The 16,406-nt window shown below is 51.0% G+C and carries 11 protein-coding genes; 3 read left to right on the forward strand and 8 right to left on the reverse strand.

The genetic code is table 11. The features are described 5' to 3' along the window. Nucleotides 1-38 precede the first annotated feature (38 nt). Together AAE484_RS04845 and AAE484_RS04850 are read left to right on the forward strand one after the other, a co-directional pair. Nucleotides 39-443, forward strand: coding sequence for a 3TM-type holin (locus AAE484_RS04845; protein ID WP_341937207.1), 405 nt, complete (start codon nt 39-41; stop codon nt 441-443). After that, entirely contained in the window at nt 440-796 is a 357-nt protein-coding gene (locus AAE484_RS04850; protein ID WP_341937208.1) for a hypothetical protein, read from the forward strand. The genes AAE484_RS04845 and AAE484_RS04850 overlap by 4 nt, the downstream gene beginning before the upstream one ends. On the opposite strand, the gene AAE484_RS04855 is transcribed toward AAE484_RS04850, so the two are convergent. Beyond that, nucleotides 695-1,144, reverse strand: a complete 450-nt coding sequence (locus tag AAE484_RS04855) for a hypothetical protein (RefSeq protein ID WP_341937209.1) — start codon at nt 1,142-1,144, stop codon at nt 695-697. The genes AAE484_RS04850 and AAE484_RS04855 overlap by 102 nt on opposite strands. Nucleotides 1,145-2,030: 886 nt before the next feature. Between AAE484_RS04855 and AAE484_RS17450 the strand changes: the two genes are divergently transcribed. Continuing rightward, nucleotides 2,031-2,234: an EAL domain-containing protein gene (locus AAE484_RS17450; protein WP_445928830.1), complete on the forward strand. Its 204-nt coding sequence runs from the start codon at nt 2,031-2,033 to the stop codon at nt 2,232-2,234. Nucleotides 2,235-2,399: 165 nt separating this feature from the next. Here the strand turns inward: AAE484_RS17450 and AAE484_RS04860 are convergent, their stop codons facing one another. The 7 genes from AAE484_RS04860 to AAE484_RS04890 all read right to left on the reverse strand — a co-directional run bounded on the left by AAE484_RS04860 (nt 2,400) and on the right by AAE484_RS04890 (nt 16,091). Further along, nucleotides 2,400-4,919 (reverse strand): P-loop NTPase fold protein, encoded by a 2,520-nt coding sequence (locus tag AAE484_RS04860; RefSeq protein WP_341937210.1) that lies wholly within the window; start codon nt 4,917-4,919, stop codon nt 2,400-2,402. Between the two features lie 7 nt (nt 4,920-4,926). Then, nucleotides 4,927-8,202: a type I restriction endonuclease subunit R gene (locus AAE484_RS04865; RefSeq protein ID WP_341937211.1), complete on the reverse strand. Its 3,276-nt coding sequence runs from the start codon at nt 8,200-8,202 to the stop codon at nt 4,927-4,929. Between the two features lie 84 nt (nt 8,203-8,286). After that, nucleotides 8,287-9,726 (reverse strand): restriction endonuclease subunit S, encoded by a 1,440-nt coding sequence (locus AAE484_RS04870; RefSeq protein WP_341937212.1) that lies wholly within the window; start codon nt 9,724-9,726, stop codon nt 8,287-8,289. Further along, the gene (locus tag AAE484_RS04875) at nt 9,716-11,314 is read right to left on the reverse strand and encodes a type I restriction-modification system subunit M (RefSeq protein WP_341937213.1); all 1,599 of its coding nucleotides are present in this window, start codon (nt 11,312-11,314) and stop codon (nt 9,716-9,718) included. The genes AAE484_RS04870 and AAE484_RS04875 overlap by 11 nt, the downstream gene beginning before the upstream one ends. Before the next feature lie 452 nt (nt 11,315-11,766). Further along, nucleotides 11,767-13,083, reverse strand: a complete 1,317-nt coding sequence (locus AAE484_RS04880) for a UvrD-helicase domain-containing protein (protein ID WP_341937214.1) — start codon at nt 13,081-13,083, stop codon at nt 11,767-11,769. 118 nt (nt 13,084-13,201) lie between these two features. After that, nucleotides 13,202-14,914 (reverse strand): ATP-dependent nuclease, encoded by a 1,713-nt coding sequence (locus tag AAE484_RS04885; RefSeq protein WP_341937215.1) that lies wholly within the window; start codon nt 14,912-14,914, stop codon nt 13,202-13,204. Nucleotides 14,915-15,029: 115 nt separating this feature from the next. Then, the gene (locus AAE484_RS04890) at nt 15,030-16,091 is read right to left on the reverse strand and encodes a lipase family protein (RefSeq protein WP_341937216.1); all 1,062 of its coding nucleotides are present in this window, start codon (nt 16,089-16,091) and stop codon (nt 15,030-15,032) included. Nucleotides 16,092-16,406 lie beyond the last annotated feature (315 nt).

Here is a 16,406-nt window from a genome sequence, read left to right on the forward strand (position 1 = left end):
CTGCTGGCCGAGTACATCAAGCGCCAGGTGTTCCCGCAGTGAGTGTGATCAACTTCCTGGGCGATCTGATAAAGCCGGTGACTGGGCTGATCGACAACATGCACACCAGTGATGCAGAGCGATTGCAGCTGAAAAACAAGCTGATCGAAATGCAAAATGAAATGGCCGGCGAGTTGATCGGATACGAGCGTAAAGTGCTCGACGCCCAGGCGCAGATCATTACCGCCGAGGCGCAAGGGCAAAGCTGGATTCAACGCAGCTGGCGGCCAATCACAATGCTGACGTTTCTGGTGCTGGTGGTGCTCGACACAATGGGATGGACCGAGTTTCGGCTATCCGACGAAGCCTGGACACTGTTGCAGATCGGCCTGGGCGGTTACGTGGTCGGGCGCTCGGCAGAGAAAATCGCACCGCAGCTGAAACAGACGATGGGCAAAAAATGACGGATATGTTCGAGAAGTTGCAAAACGTGGACAGTGGAAAATTCAACGGATCGGCGGTCGCGCTGCTGGCGCTGGTGCTGTTTTTCTTTGGGAATCAGATGCGATCAATACCGGAAACCGTCGCGGACATGGCACGAACCCAGGCGCTGCTGGTCTACCGGATCGAGCAGCTGGAGCAGGCCGTGGCCAATCAGCAGGGCGCACACCATCCCGCCACAAAAGCCCCCAGCTCGGGGGCTCCGGCCTTGCTGTTAGCCCGTCCGCTCACTGGCGAGCGCCACCGCCTCGGCCACCGATACCCGGCGCTGGCGTTCAATCTCCCGCAGACGCTCGCGGTGCGCCTCAAGCTCTAACACCTCGGCGCGTGGCAGTTTGTCGGTCAGGTAATCAATGCTCGCCTGAGCCAGTCTCACGGCCTCAAGGGCCTCATACCAGCAACTCACGATATACTTTAGCCACGTCAGCTGTTGCCAGTTGTAGGCGGGCTGGTGGTTGCCGCTCTCAAAGTAGCCCCCATGATTAAATTTGAAATCCTCGGGCCAGCTCTCGGGAATAATGCGCCCGCGCCGCTCCAGGTCGATCAGGCGTACGGCGTAGGTCGGCGCTCCTTCGGTGAGCCAGCGCCGGGCCGTGCGCTCTGACACGCCTGTGATTGATACGATTTGTCGCCAGCTGGGCCGGTTTTCGGGGTCGAATTGCATAAAATCACTCCTTCAGGTTGCGAATGGGCCTGAAGGATGGTGATTTAGGCGACACCGAGTAAGAATATTTTGATATAAGGTCGCGGCGAGGGCTCGCGTAGGGGGTTGATTTTGAAGGCGTTTTATGGCGCCCAGAAATAACACTTCGCATAATGTATATTATGTTAAATATAGCATTATCTCGTATAGACAGACTAAGTTTGTTTATGTCATTTCAATGTGAGACTGAGATTCGGTCTCACCACCATTTGAAAAGCGCAAGCCCTTGCTACAATTAGCTTCCAGCCCTATTTCAGCTCACAGCAAGATGCCTGTTTTCAAAATTAGATGAGATTCTTGCCATTTTTGACTTCTTCTAAAGTTGCCCTTGCCGTGCACTTACAGCGTATGGCAAAGACCCGAAGCGCTCTCTTTGTTATCAGTCAAACCTGCTATCAGTTTAAAATTGTCCAATTGTGGGAAAAACCTCTTATGTAACAATAAGTTACATGGTGCTTCAGCGCAAAATATCCCGATCTTGTATCAGTTTACGTATCAGTTGCTAGAGGCAGCGTGTTCACTATGCGATCCCGTCGTCTCTGGGAAGCGTTTCAGCGCTCATTCCCGATACACTGCCCTACCGCCTTCTGCTGTCCTCTCAGGGTTTAATTTCTGGCCCTGGACTCGGCGTTCTGTGCACGGAAGGCTTACAGGTCGTCTTTCCTTCATTCAAGGGTGTATCCGACTGTCCGCATTCGGCCAAAAGCGGACGTACATCCGAGTGCAGTCGTTGTGGCCGTAACGTATCATGTTGCAGTTGCGGCAACGACACGCTGTTGAATCGCATTGAGGAGCTTCTGCAGTTATATCAGCTGCAGCCTGACCAACTGCAGCTTGAGATCACAGAATCGTTGTTGATGACGAACATTGCGGCGCGCCCAATCGAGTCAACACACTCAAAGCCCTTGGTGTCGACATTTCAGTGGATGATTTTGGCACTGGCTATTCATTATTGAGTTATCTCCAGGGAATACCGCTAGACGAGCTAAAAATTGAACAAAGTTTTCTTCCCAGTATTGCCAATGACCGGAAGAAAACGGCGATTTTTTAAAGAGTACTGGCTGTGAGAATGGGCAGGGATTTTTGTACAGCAAGGCGATTCCTTCAGAGCTTTTCGAAGCGCGATTTTTGCAATAAGTTAAAAACTTCTGTTTATATCAAATATCTACAGTTAAATAGATGAATTTAAAAGATTTTTTCATGGCCATACCGCACTCTAACTAGTTTTTTGTGATGGTTTCCTGTCAAAGATATTACGAGCCCTTTCCATGACTGCCTGTTTCTCAATAGAAAACCTTTTTCTCATATCATCTACCAATCCGGTAGCTTCTGGTGAAAAAAGCTCTGGTTGGCTAGAGAATGCACATTTTTGATTCTCATGAAAAAGATATTCAACAAAGGCTTCTACAAGCTCCAGTCTCTTCTGCACTCTTTGCAAGCGCGCTGCACTAGTGTTTTCTGAAATACGGTTTATATCTTGATATATCTTATTCAGCTTATTGAACGACTTCTCTCGACAAATCGGCGTCCCATAGACGACGAGATCAAGATAGCCAAACATCTTGCATAGGTCCTCAATGTAATAGCTACCCGCCTTTGTTGCCCGCAAGTACTTACTTTGAGATATGTCGCTCTTTATTGTCGTTTCAGTTTCGATTAGTCGTCTCGAGTTTAGGGTCGTGATAATAGAAATTGTAGTTTCAGGTAGTATTCCCGCTGAATAGCAATCGTTCACAACTTGTTCAATAAGTACATACCCTGTTCCAATTTCGCTCTTGCTGTTCTTTGAGCTTAGTATACGACCGAGGACCGCGATCCTATTGAAGTTTGATGCATCAGATGTCCCTGTCACATTAAAAATGTTGATTGTGTCGCAATCATCTTCAGAAAAAACCTGGTGATCTCGTAATATGATGGCGTTCAAGAACTCATGAAATGGTACTGGAAAACCAATCGGATTTGATTTTCTCTCATCTCTCAGAATCGCCTCTATATTAGTGTGGCCTGAAACCATGAAAGCAGCGACGTTATCTAGAGCTCTTCGGGTATCTCTTGCTGAGGTCGCCTCGATAAAATTAATATAGGACCTGTCTTCACCAAGCAGGGTTTGCACCAGCCGATCAAAAACCGCCGCCAACTCTTTTTCACTTACTTCAAAATCACTGTAGACGCTAAAGCGCTCGCTAAGTATAAGACTCTTTGCGTAAGAAAACCTTTTGGACAATACTTGATCTAGGCTGGGCGGCTGAACATGGTATGCGGTGTTATGAAAAGCATCTAGCGGGCCTGCATCTCGGTTCTTCCAATAGCTTTCCTCGCGCATCGCAATCAAAGCGTAACAACCAATCGTATTGGTCAGTTTCTGTGCCGCTAGGAAAATTTTATTTTGAGTCTCCGGGTTGAGCTGATCCGCATTATCGAAAACCAAAAATATACTTCTTTGCAAGCGTTTCGAGGCTGTTGTTAGTATCTTCGTGCAGTGTTTCCCACGATCTGAAGAGCTCCATTCATCGATTTTCTCCCCGAACTTTAGCTCAAAACCATCCGGGTCTTTCTGGAAAAGTGGAGAAAGAGCGCCTTTTTTCAACTTCTCATAGTCAGCATGATAAGCCTGTTTGAGAAACTGCCAATCATTTAGCCCGAGCTCTGAATACTCCTCGGTTAATGTTTCATCGATTTCCCCGGATATGAAGCTGTCAAGAGTTTCTCCGGTGTCACTATAGTTTTTGAAATCTAAGTATATCCAGATTCCTGATTCATTAATTTCGTTCCTTACCAAAACCTTCCGAAATCTCTGTATAAATGTACTTTTGCCAACACCTACGCTCCCGATTAACAATATAACCTCGGCGTGACCCGTTTCCCCTGCTTTCAATGCAGAGACTACTCTCTGTTGAAAGTCGCCGGCATCCTTCTTGGAAACTTTGAGTCTTCTTGTGCTTCGGTCAATGTAGGGCTGTCTTTTGTCTGGCTTTTGAGGTGAGTCGACGTAGCAGTGCTCGAGAATTTCCGACTCTGCGTTCTCGGAAGCTAGGTCTTGGAAAACCCGATGGATAATATCGCCAATAAAGGGATAAAGTGGGTTTCGGTCGATTTGACGGGGTCGGTTTAAATGCCTAACGTCGAGCGTTTGAAATTGGCTCGCATCGTCTTCAGCGCTGTCTGAAATAGGTAGGCTTTTCTGTAAGGTTCCACTTTCTACGCTGTTTTTTGATAAAATTCTACAGAACTCGTCAAAATTACTCTCTATATCTTCAAGGCTCCTGAAGATTAGTACTTTGTGCTCACTCCATGGTATGCCATGCTGGTTTTGAGCCCTAAAAAATATGAATTGGCGGCCATTGGTTACAGCGCAGAAAGATATTCCTTTTGAAACTGCATAGTCTTTTGCCTGCATCATGGCAGCGACAAGAGTTTTGCAGGAAGATAAAACACCGCCGACCTTAAATGATCGCTGCGTCGAAGATCGAGGAAGCTCAAAATCTACAGCTACCTTTTTTGCTTCTATTATCATTATGGGCATATTGGTAGATAATTTATAATCTAGGTATCGGCCTGTCTCGTTGCACCGCTCTTCTCTAGATATATCGGCCTCGTTCCATCCTAGACATTCCAGAAGAATGTAATCAATTAACTTTGAACGAGTATCCGACTCGCTCAAGTCTTCGTTAGCATAGGTATTTGTGAAAACTCTTCTAAATTTTGAAAGAGCCGTATCGATGTTCCATCTCTTCATAGCTTCATCAACTTCTTAATGTGGAGTTTTTGTAAGAGTTAGACCTACTTCGTTTGAATGTTTCTGCCTGTTCGAATATTTCCTTATACACCTCACCCCTATCAATCGGGGGATAGCCAAATTCGTCCAGGAGGACGATCAGGTCGGCTTTTAGCTCGTATTTGATGTCATCTCGCTTGCTCCAGTCCATGTATTTGGCTTTGTCGTCCACCACGGACTTCACTGCCTTCGCCAGCTCTTTGAGCTTATCATCGGGATAGCTGAAGTCGTATTTGTGCATCAGGCTGTTGAGGATGTCGTAAAAGGCTTTTTCTTCCAGGTCGATATCCAGGTCGGCGTAGGAGCCGATTTCGGATTTGAGTTTTTCGATCAGCGCCATATAGCGGTCAATGATGTTGTCGGCAAAGTCGTCGGCGACTTCGCCCCGGTAGAGGTTAGCGTCGTCTCGCTCGTTGTACTTCTCTACCAGGCTCTGGAGCTGTTTGGAGAAGTCGATGCCTTTGGCGCGGTTGACTTTGCGGAAGTCTGAGATGGCCTTGGCCAGTAGCTGTTGAAGCAGCTTGATCTTGGTGTTGGGCAGTTTGATCTTTTCGATTCGGGCGAGGTAGTCGTCATCAAAGAGGTTCACCTCTCCATCACCTCCCTCCCCCATTTTGATGATCTCTTCTACGCCGTCGGAGCGGAGCGCTTCGGTGATCATCTCGCGGACGCGGGCGTTCATCTGGGCGGTATCCGGGGCGTCGCCTTTGGTGAGCTTGGCGACTATAGAGCGCACTGCCAGGTAGAAATGCACATGGTCGCGTTCGGTCTGGGTGAGCAACTCGCTGCCGCTGCAGATATCGTAGGCGGCCTTCATGCGCCGGACCAGGTGCATAAAGCGCTTTTCTATGTCCTGGGTGAGCTGGGCGAATTCCGAGGCCATGTTCAGGCAGTGGAGCTGCTCCACCGGTGTGCCGGTGGAGAACGGCCTAGAATCGAACTTGTGGAAGATCTTACCCAGAAGGTCCAAGTGGTCTTTGACCACGATGGCGGAGTGCTCGATCTCTTCAATATTCTGGCTGTCGGCCTTGTTGTAGTGCGCCAGGGCCAGGTTCATCTGTTTCTTAATGCCGATGTAATCCACGACCAGGCCTTTATTCTTCCCTTCCAGCTTTCGGTTGACTCGGGAGATGGTCTGGATCAGGTTGTGGCGCTGGACGGGTTTGTCGATGTACATGGTGTCCAGCTCGGGGACATCGAAGCCGGTCAGCCACATGTCCACGACGATGGCGATTTTGAAGTTGGACTTTCGCTTTTTAAACTGCCGGTCCAGCTCTTTCCGGTAGTCCTTGGTGCCCAGGAGCTTGTAAAGCGCCTCTTCATCATCCTTGCCTCGGGTGGCCACCAGGTTCATGCGGGCCATGGGCTTGATGTCTTTCTGTTCCTGCTCGGAAAGCTCACTGCCCTCTTCGCAGGCCCTGATGTCGACCCATTCCGGCCGTAAATAGACCACTTCCTGGTAGAGCTGCCAGGCGATTTGGCGGTTGGCGCAGACGAACATGGCCTTACCGCAGAGAGTGGAGCCTTCATTGATGCGGTTTTCGTAGTGATGGACAAAATCCACGGCCACGGCGCGAATGCGATCCGGGTCACCCAGGATCATGCCCATATTGGCACTGGCTTTCTTGCTCTCCTCTACCGCGTACTCGGTAGCGCCCTCTTCCGCACATCGGTCGTAATAGTCTTCAATTTCCTTGAGTTTGCTGTTATCCAGCACGACTTTGGCGGCGCGGCCCTCGTAGACGATGGGCACGGTGATCTCGTCCTTGACGGACTCGGTCATGGTGTAGCTGTCCACGACCTCGCCGAACACATCCACGGTGGCATCAATGGGCGTGCCGGTAAAGCCTACATAGGTGGCGTTGGGCAGTGAGTCGTGCAGGTACTTGGCAAAGCCGTAGGTGCGGCGCACGCCGTGTTTCTCACTGAAGGTCAGCTTCTGGTCCAAGTTCAGTTGGCTGCGGTGCGCTTCGTCGGAGATGCAGATGACGTTGGAGCGCTCGGTGAGCAGCTGCGTATCTTCGGTGAATTTGTGGATGGTGGTCAGAAAGACCCCGCCGCTATTGCGACCCTGGAGTTGCTCCCTCAGGTCTTGCCGGCTGCCTACGCTCTGTACATGTTGATCGCCAATATACTGTTTGGCGTTCACAAACTGCTCGGAGAGCTGGCTATCAAGGTCGGTTCGGTCGGTAATCAGGACTATGGTGGGGCTTTCAAGCGCCACACTGCGCATCAGCAAGCGGGCGAGAAACAGCATGGTGAAGCTCTTGCCGCAGCCGGTAGCGCCAAAGTAGGTACCGCCCTTCCCGTCCCCTTCTGGCCGGCGATGCTCCAGAATATTGGCGTAGAGCTTGGTGGCGGCGTAATACTGGGGGTAGCGGCAAAGGATTTTTTCCTCTTTGTGGGACTTATCCGGAAAGTAGATAAAGTGCCGAATGACCTCCAGCAGCCGGTGTTTGGCAAACAGTCCCCGCACCAAGCTGTAGAGCGACCCTATGCCGTTGGGCTCCTCATTATCGTGCCCGTCGATGCGCCGCCAAGCATAGTAGAACTCATAGGGCGCGAAGAAAGAGCCCATTTTGCTGTTGGCGCCATCGCTGATGACACACAGGGCGTTGTACTTGAACAGCTCCGGGATATCCCGCCGATAGCGGGTGGTGAGCTGAATATAGGCCTCATGTACGCCGACCTCCTCCCGAACAGCGCTTTTGAACTCAAAGACCACCAGGGGCAGACCGTTGATATAGAGAATGGCATCGGGAATGCGCTTCTCGGTGCCCACAATCTCCATCTGGTTGACGAGCCTATAGGTGTTGATGTCGGCACCGTAAGCGGCATGCCGCTCACTGACCGGCATTGCGCTGTCAACGGTGGTGAGCTGGTGATCTTGGGGACGGCGGACTTGGGGGAGGCTGCTGTAGTCGAGCAGCTGGATGTAGAGGTCTTTCTTCTTGTGATCTTCCCGCCTTAGCAAAAAACCCTCGCTCACGAGCTTCATAATGGCTTTGTTGCTGTCGTAGAGGTCGGCGGAGGAGTAATTTTCGAGCTTTCGGACGATGGCGCGAATTTCACCATCGGTAATGCCCTCGGCCGCATAGCGCTTGCGGAGGTAAGCCTCCAGGTCTGCGCTTAACAGGACCTCCTGGTGCTCACGAGCGATAGCTGCCCCTGTGATATGGGGATAGCCCTGGTCACCCAGCAGGTCAATAATCGCTTGCTCCAGCTTTTCCTCGTTAAAAGCCATTATCCTCGGTCTCTTAAGCGTCCTGTCGGGCTAGTTTGGCAGATAGATCAGCATTTTGCACCCCACGTGGCTGATTTGTCTGCTTTAGGCCAAAGCTTCGTCCAACATCTTTTCAGCCTCTGGGATGCGGAGTTCGCCGGAGAGGAGTTTGGGGAGGAGAGTGTCTCGACTTGCGATCAATGTTTCGGACTGCTTGGCATTGAAAGAAATTCTATCAGCGCACCGCTTTAACAGTTCCTCTACCCAGTTTTGAATCTCCAGCGGTGGAGTGACAACTGGATGGGCGCCTAAATCGGCTCGCGAGAGTTCCGTCTGCCCAGTGCTTCCCATCCCCAACGCTTCCACGGAACGTTCTATGGACAACATCAATCGTCCAAAAAAATAGGGTTTGAAAACTTCGGTATTTGGCCGAACTACTGTCACATGCGAGTCCACGACTGTTGGCTCGTCCAATGAATAAACTTGAGCGATTCGGCCCAATGTGCCTACGCCGGTAGAGTTCACCAACACATCACCGATGCTAATTAAACGACCGTCCACTTTCTTTTTCGATGTGTCATGCCGTCTGGCTGGGGTCATATTGATCACGTGATCTCTAATACATTTTTGATTTATTACCCTGACACCTCCTTCTTCGACGTACTTTGGTGATATACCTCTACGTAGCTCAGTAGTTACAGATCTGAGAGTATTGATCTCCCAGCCCTCCGGTATCCACCCCAGTTCCTCGGTGAACTGGAATCGGTTGGGAAAGAGTTGGCGGATATGTTCGGGGAGCGCGTGGAGTTGACCAGGCTTGTCGGTGCCCTGCTCCCGCAACGCTTGGCGGGTGGCGGCGTTGGCGGCTAGGGGATCGGGTATTTCCTTACCTTCGGCCAAGGCGTTGTCAATCACCGGGTCGAAGTTCAAGAACCAGCTTTTGAATAGGGTCTGGGCCATGGATTCGAGGGTTTTGTTGGCTTGTTTATTGAGCCGTATCCGGGCATCAAACGAATCCAGGAAAGCTGATATTTTTTTCTGCTCGGTTAATGGTGGTAGTCGTACAGTTTGCTTCTTCAACTGACCGAGATTGAAACCAGGTACGGCTGCCCCGATACCGTTCTGGATGATCTCTGCCTGCTTCAGTGGGCTGGAAAAAAGATAATACAAAAAAAGTGGATCTACTTTCTCTGGGTCAGGGGTTAACTTCATTTGCTTGTTGGAAATTATGTATTCTGGATAGCGCAGATTGTTAGAGATTAAGCCTATTTGATTGATGGTTCCCCAGCAGGTGAAAACCAAGTCGTTCGTCCTTACAACGGATCGACGGAACTCCACTGCTTTTTCCAGATCCACAAAAACCAGCCCGTCATCGGACATCCGTTCTCCTACGTCAGTACTTAGATTGCTTCCCCGAATCACCGGTACGCCGTGACTCTTAAAGTACTTGGAGCTAATCGCTGAGCCGAATGGTCCTGTGGACATCGCGTTTTCGATTGGTGCCGCAATATCTTCTATTTTCTTTTCGACCCATTTATGCCCCATAGCCCAACACCTCCAAGTTCTTCTGAATCGCCGCATCCAGTTTCCGCGACTCCTCCATCTGCTGGTACAGGGTGTTGGTTAGCTCCGCCATCTTAGCTTCGAAAGGGATACCGTCGTCTTCAGCCTCTGCGGCGCCCACGTATCGTCCTGGGGAAAGAGCGTAGTCGTTGGCCTTTATATCGTCCAGTGTGGCGGCTTTGCAGAAGCCGGGGACGTCTTCATAGGTCAGGGTGTGCTTGTCGTCCTTCTGAATCGGTTCACCGCGCCAGGCGTGGTAGGTGTTGGCGATGGTGGCGATGTCGTCGGGGGTCAGCTCTTTGTGGACGCGGCTGATCATACTGCCCATGTTGCGGGCGTCGATAAACAGGGTTTCGCCCTGGCGGTCGCGGAAGTGTTTGCGACCGTCGGTGAAGGTTTGTGCCTTCTTGTTCTTGGTCAGAAACCAGAGGCAGACGGGAATCTGGGTGGTGTAGAACAGCTGGCCGGGGAGCGCGATCATGCAGTCGACCAGGTCGTTCTCGATGATTTTCTGGCGAATTTTGCCCTCACCACTGGTATTGGAGGACATGGAGCCGTTGGCCAGCACAAAGCCGGCGATGCCGTTTTCGCTGAGTTTGGACACCATGTGCAGTATCCAGGCGTAGTTGGCATTGCCGGTGGGCGGTACGTCATAGCCGGCCCAGCGGGCGTCGTTGGTGAGTTCGTTGTCGGCCCGCCACTGCTTCTGGTTAAAGGGTGGGTTCGCCATGATGAAATCGGCTTTCAGGTCCGGGTGCTGGTCCTTGAAAAAGGTGTTCGCCGGCACTTCGCCCAGGTTGCCGGCAATGCCGCGAATGGCCAGGTTCATTTTGCCCAGCTTGTAGGTGGTGCCGGTGTACTCCTGGCCGTAGATGGAGATGTCTTTCTGGTTGCCGGAGTGGTTTTCCACAAACTTGATGGACTGGACAAACATGCCGCCGCTGCCGCAGCAGGGGTCGTAGATCTTGCCTTTGTAGGGCTCGATCATTTCCGCGATGACATTGACCACGCATTTGGGCGTATAGAACTCGCCCCCGCCCTTGCCTTCGGCGGCGGCGAACTTTCCCAGAAAGTATTCGTAGACCCGGCCCACGACGTCGTTTTCGGTATCGGAGGCGGTGTCGATGTTGTTGATGGAGTCGATCAGCGCCGCCAATTTGGCGGCATCCAGCCCCAGACGGGAGAAGTAGTTGTCCGGCAGCGCGCCGCGCAGGGCCTTGTTGTGCTTCTCCACCGTGCTGAGGGCAGTATCCACCCGCAGGGCGATATCGTCTTGCTTGGCGTGCTGCACCAGGGTGGACCAGCGGGACTCCTCCGGCAGGTAGAAGACGTTGCGCATGGCGTAGAATTCCACGCGGTCGGTGTACTTGCCCTTCCCTTCATCCTCCAGCTCCTTCTTGCGGGCCTCAAACTTGTCGCTGGCGAACTTGAGGAAGATCAGACTCAGGACGACGTGCTTGTACTCGGAGGATTCCACCGTACCGCGCAGCTTGTTGGCGGTATCCCAGAGGGTTTCTTCGAAGCCCTTGGTGTTTTTGCTCTCTTTAGGTTTGGTCGCGTTCTTGGTCATTACTGCTAGTCCCTGGTAGCGCTAGACTGGCACCTGTTGGCACTCTCTAGGCACTTTAGAAAATAATCATAACCTATTGATATTAAAGTATTTTAATCCAAAATTTCCCCGTTTTTAGGCTAACTTTATGAGGAATAATACGCCAGATATGCGGCGCATCAAAGTCGCCGAACTATACATCAATCGGCGTAGTATTTCATGGCTTATCAGGTAGTAATCGGGGTGGTGATTCCAGCTATTGACCCCGCTAAGATGCATCAAACACTTTGCCTCCCATCGGGCAGTCGGCACCACGGCGGATACCCTGAGCCGTAACCCCACCCCCTTAGATCATCTCGGCCACCTCCGGCAACTGGGGAGTGATACCAATGATATGTACTATTTGGAGCCTGTGACGCAGCCCGCAACTGGGTCCTGTTGGTAGTGACCATGGCCAATTGCATCGGGCGTATTCACTCAGGGTTAAGTCGAGAACTCGTAGAGATAATGGTTAGCGACCGGGCCCCGCGAGTGAGCGCTACATATAGCTCTTTCCTGGAGAGAGAGGTCGCGTCCAAAACAATTGCATGATCGAATTCTAGTCCTTTAATCAGCAGCGTAGTACCAATCAGCCTGCGTCGTCTAATTGGACGGCCTTTATAACGAAACTCGCGGTGATACTGATCGGCGGCTTCCTCGAGAGAAAGTTCTGAGTGCAACACATTTACATTTAGTACTCCCAGCGCCCGGTAGAGGAGATCGGCACGGACGACTTTAACTCCTTGGGTCTGTTTGAGTGCGAGCAGAAAACCTCTCATCGCGGAGCTGTCGGGCGAGGCTAGGTAGGCATTGGCCCAGTGAGCCGCTTGAGGATTGCGTGTTCTTGCACCAATATTTACATGCTCGCCACGAAGAGTTCCGGCAGGTAGATTCTGCTGCACGGCGGTCATACACAGTTTAGAGAATACGATGACCTCGTTAAGTCGATCTGAAGAGGTCCGCGCCCTCTCCAGCCTTCCAATGAATGAGTACAGGTCTTTCCCTTCGATCTCCTCGATTGATGAGAATCGCCCCCCAAGATTGCGCGAGAGTTTGTGACACTTAGCCTTGTATTGCTGGACGCCCTTATGGATGGCAATGACAGTGTGGGCACCCTCACATTGAAAATACCGACATGTATTTCCTTGCGATTGGAACAGCGCTTGTGGATCCCTGTTGGCAAGTGTGAAGGTGACTTCGAGTGGCAGGTTCGCCTCTAGGTTGATCGGCTCTCCCTGCTCAAGACGCGTACGAACATCCCCTAGCCATGCACCAAGATTCCCGGCGCCTGCCTGTATCCATCGATGTGGCACATCGAGAGTGCCAAGGCACTCGAATCTTCCTTCGACATCGCGCCTCCAGTCAATCGGATCCTGTCCTGCAAAATCGAAGATTCCCTGCATCGGGTCACCAAGTACTCGACATGGCAACTCCCGCGCCAGCTTCAGTACAATCCCGTGCTGGGCATTGGAGCAGTCCTGGTACTCATCAACATATAGCCCCTCATAGGATGCACGTACAATCCTACGGATAAATGCGTGATCGAGAAGATCCGAACAGGCCTCATACAGTGCGTTCCAACGCCCATTATCAGCGGGGCGTTCATCATTCCAATTCGATGTCCTTGAATAAGAAAGCGAAATTCGTAATACCCAGCTCGCAATAGTATCGATGCGATATAACCTATCACTGACACCAAGGACGCGCATTTTTCTGCGCAGGGCGTTTACGCCCGCGTAGGTATGGGTCAAGATCAGTTGCCGGCCCGTGCTACGGGCCACCGATTCAGCAATTAGGTACGTTTTTCCGTACCCTGCGGGTGCGACTACATATCCTGCACCTTGATACTCAGCTAGTCTGGAAGACAGCTCACACATTGTCGATCCATGCCCGTAAGCTGGTTAGTTGATGAGACAGATCGCTATCCTGGATAGCGTGGTCAGCGAGATAACCGGATATCGCAGAGGACCACTCACGGCCCCAGTCTTGCCGCTTGAACCAATTGCTGACCTTTGCCGCCCTGCCGAGGGCGACCCGCAATGCCCGATTGTCGACCCACGAGGCGGAATCTCGTTCAAACCCCTCACCGTACTGATCCTGTACCTGGTCCAGCACGCGCGCATTGTCATTGATGATGGTCTGAGCCACAACCAACGATGCTGTGACTCCTTCCCACGGAAGATCCGCGAACACGCGCTCTTCTATAGATAGCGCATCTTCCCATTTAACGACAGCTATTCCAGTATCTCGCAGTGCTTGTGCATCAGCATCAGAAAAGTGGGCGGGTGCATCGGAGTCGGCAAGCACTGCGACATCGTAGCCCAGCAGTTTCAGGTTTTCGGCAATCTCCCTAACGTTGCTAGCGCCATTCGCATCGAACAACGCTATTCCGCGATATGAGAAAGACTCCTTCTCCTCAACCGAAGTCCAGTGGTCATCTAACCCACGCAAAAAACCAACTTCGGTAGCACCTTCGCAAACGACTATCTTTGGGGCGAGAAACGCCTCGGCGCCAGTGCGGATTTTTCCCTGGATCGAGTCACCAATAGCAGGCTGGTGCGCGGCGATGATATTAGTTCTTCCGCCTTCGCAGTGAACGATATGCAAATCATCAACGGTCAGTTCGCGGAGCACTACAGGCGAATGGGTCGTCAGGTAGTATTGTCCGGTATCGTCGTTCTTCAAATGCTGCAATAACCGAGCAATGCGGTGAGGCTCTAGCCCTACTTCGACCTCATCAAATAGGGTGATATGCGGTGAACGGAGCGCATGCCTTTGTAAGCCTGTCGTCAGCATGCGTTTGGACCCAAGACCAAGCTGACGCAGTGGCATGTCTCCATCATGCAAGGTTAGCCCGCCCATTCGTACGTTTATCGCATCAGTATCAAGATGCGCCTTGTAGGATCCGGCCACATTGACACCAAGTGCGCGGGCGGTCCTCTCGGCGGTTTCTGCCACTGAGTCGAAGCCGGACAAGTCCTCTTCGCGTCGCAATTCCAGTGCTGATTTTGCCGCTCGTGCGGCCCCGGCCAGTGATGAGGAGATGTTATCGGTTTCGGTAAGCTGACTCAGGATCGAGCCGCGCGACCAAGTAAGGTGACGGTCAGAGGCAGCACCGATTAGGGTAACTGCTACCTTCGCGCGGTCGGCCGCCCTAAACGGAACGCCTTCATTATCATCACTCTTTATAACAAACCATTTAGGCTCCAAGTCATCGGTGACTACCAGACGAATGCACAACGCGTCTTCTAGATCGGCTCCTGGGTCCTCGGTACGGGCACACGTCTCGGCATTCCATCCGCACAGCTCATGCCCGTATTTTTCGAGATCACGGAACTCGTCTGGCAAGTCACCCAGAACAATCTCTATGGAAATCAAGTTGTTCGGATTACATCGGTGGAAGTCAGCGTCATCAAAGGCGAGGTTCCATTGCGGATGAAAAACGCGGCGTATCGCTTCAAGAATTGTCGATTTTGTTGAGTCACCGCGACCGATCAAACAAACTAATTTTGCAGAAGGAACGGTCCAATCAAGCTCTCGAATGCCCCGAAAGTTTCTAATCGAAATATGTCTTATCCGCATTGTTTTCCTTAATTAGTACTTTTCGTAAAGTATAACGCAAGCCCTTCCTGACACCGTAATAGCCACAATTGTACAGATAAAGGGAAGAGTGTGGTGGTATCGCACGGAGCAATCCTTACTGATCATTCCTCATCACAGCAATAGTTTCGAGCTTATCTCGATAAGTGGATATGCTGTGGTCTGACAAGACGTTCATCCATGGAATCTTGTTAAAGAACATGCCTTTCGCCCGGTAGAAAATATTCACTGAATAAAGCAGCTTAACTTTCTTAAAGTTTCCTTTTCGGCAGTTTGTGAGGTATCGCATATTTCCGCCATGAATATACCCGCTAAATCTCGACAATATCCAGCTTGAAGCGGATATCCCCACGGAGGGAATCAACCTCAAGATCCAACTTAAGGTCTGTATAAAAGCATGGCCTGGCGGCATCATTGTCACTCCATCCGCCGCGTTAACTAAACGGTAAATCGGTGTTTTTATCTCGGATATCCACGTATCATCCCCCACCCTGGGAGCACCAAAGGTATAACATGCTGCGTTTCCTCCCTCATGTGTGATTCGCTTCGCGGCAATAGTCGCCAAAGCGCCTCCTAAACTGTGGCCTGTGAAGTACAATGGTTTTTCCCGAAGTCCATGATCTTCCAATGCCGCGATTACTTCGCTCTCCACTAGGTTGAATGCTGCGCTGAAACCGGAGTGAACCTTTCCGGCGGTGACACAATCAATGGTGCTTGCTGAAACGTCTGATTTTATATCGCCTATGCACGTCGCTTCCGTTCCTCTGAAAGAAAGAACGACGTACTTCTCGGATTCCAACAGAATTGCTTGAGTATTTCCACAGCTAAACGTTCTCACTAGAGATATGTTGAGAACACTTAAATCAGACTGTAGCCTCTCTTTTTGCTCAACGGGATCATGCGACAAAATCTCCAATGCTGGAAGTACCTTCTTCAGCTTCTTATGCTTTATGCGCCCTTTGAACAGCTCTTCGAGTTTGGCCAACACCCTCTCATCTACTTTGGGTTCATCAAACTTAAGGTAAGCGAGCTCAGAATAGCACGCCATCTGCCAAGCGACTCGATCACTGTACGCCATTCTTGAATTTGGCTCGCCCATTCCAGCGAGCGATTCGGCTTGCTCAACTTTGTCTATCGATGGAAAAATACTATCTGCCACTAGCTTCACCTTCAATGCCTTCGACTTCGTTTGGCTCAAGGAGGCGCTTAGGCTTCACGGCTCTAGAAATACACTGAACGCGGTTGTCTAGAGCACATCGAAACAGCGTGCTGAACGTGAGGAGCGACTGCAGATTGCAAGACAGGCCAACTCGTGAACAACCCCCAAATGACACCTTTAGCGACAGGTTGTAGCATTGTGCGCCATAAATGTGAAGCTCATCACGCCTTTTAATTCTCAATCAGATTCTATGCTCTTATTAATAATATAAATATGGGCGGTAAGGTTCCAAGGGGTGGAGATAGCTGGAACACT

It is taken from the genome of Marinimicrobium sp. C2-29, assembly GCF_038419845.1.
Lineage (GTDB): Bacteria > Pseudomonadota > Gammaproteobacteria > Pseudomonadales > Cellvibrionaceae > Marinimicrobium.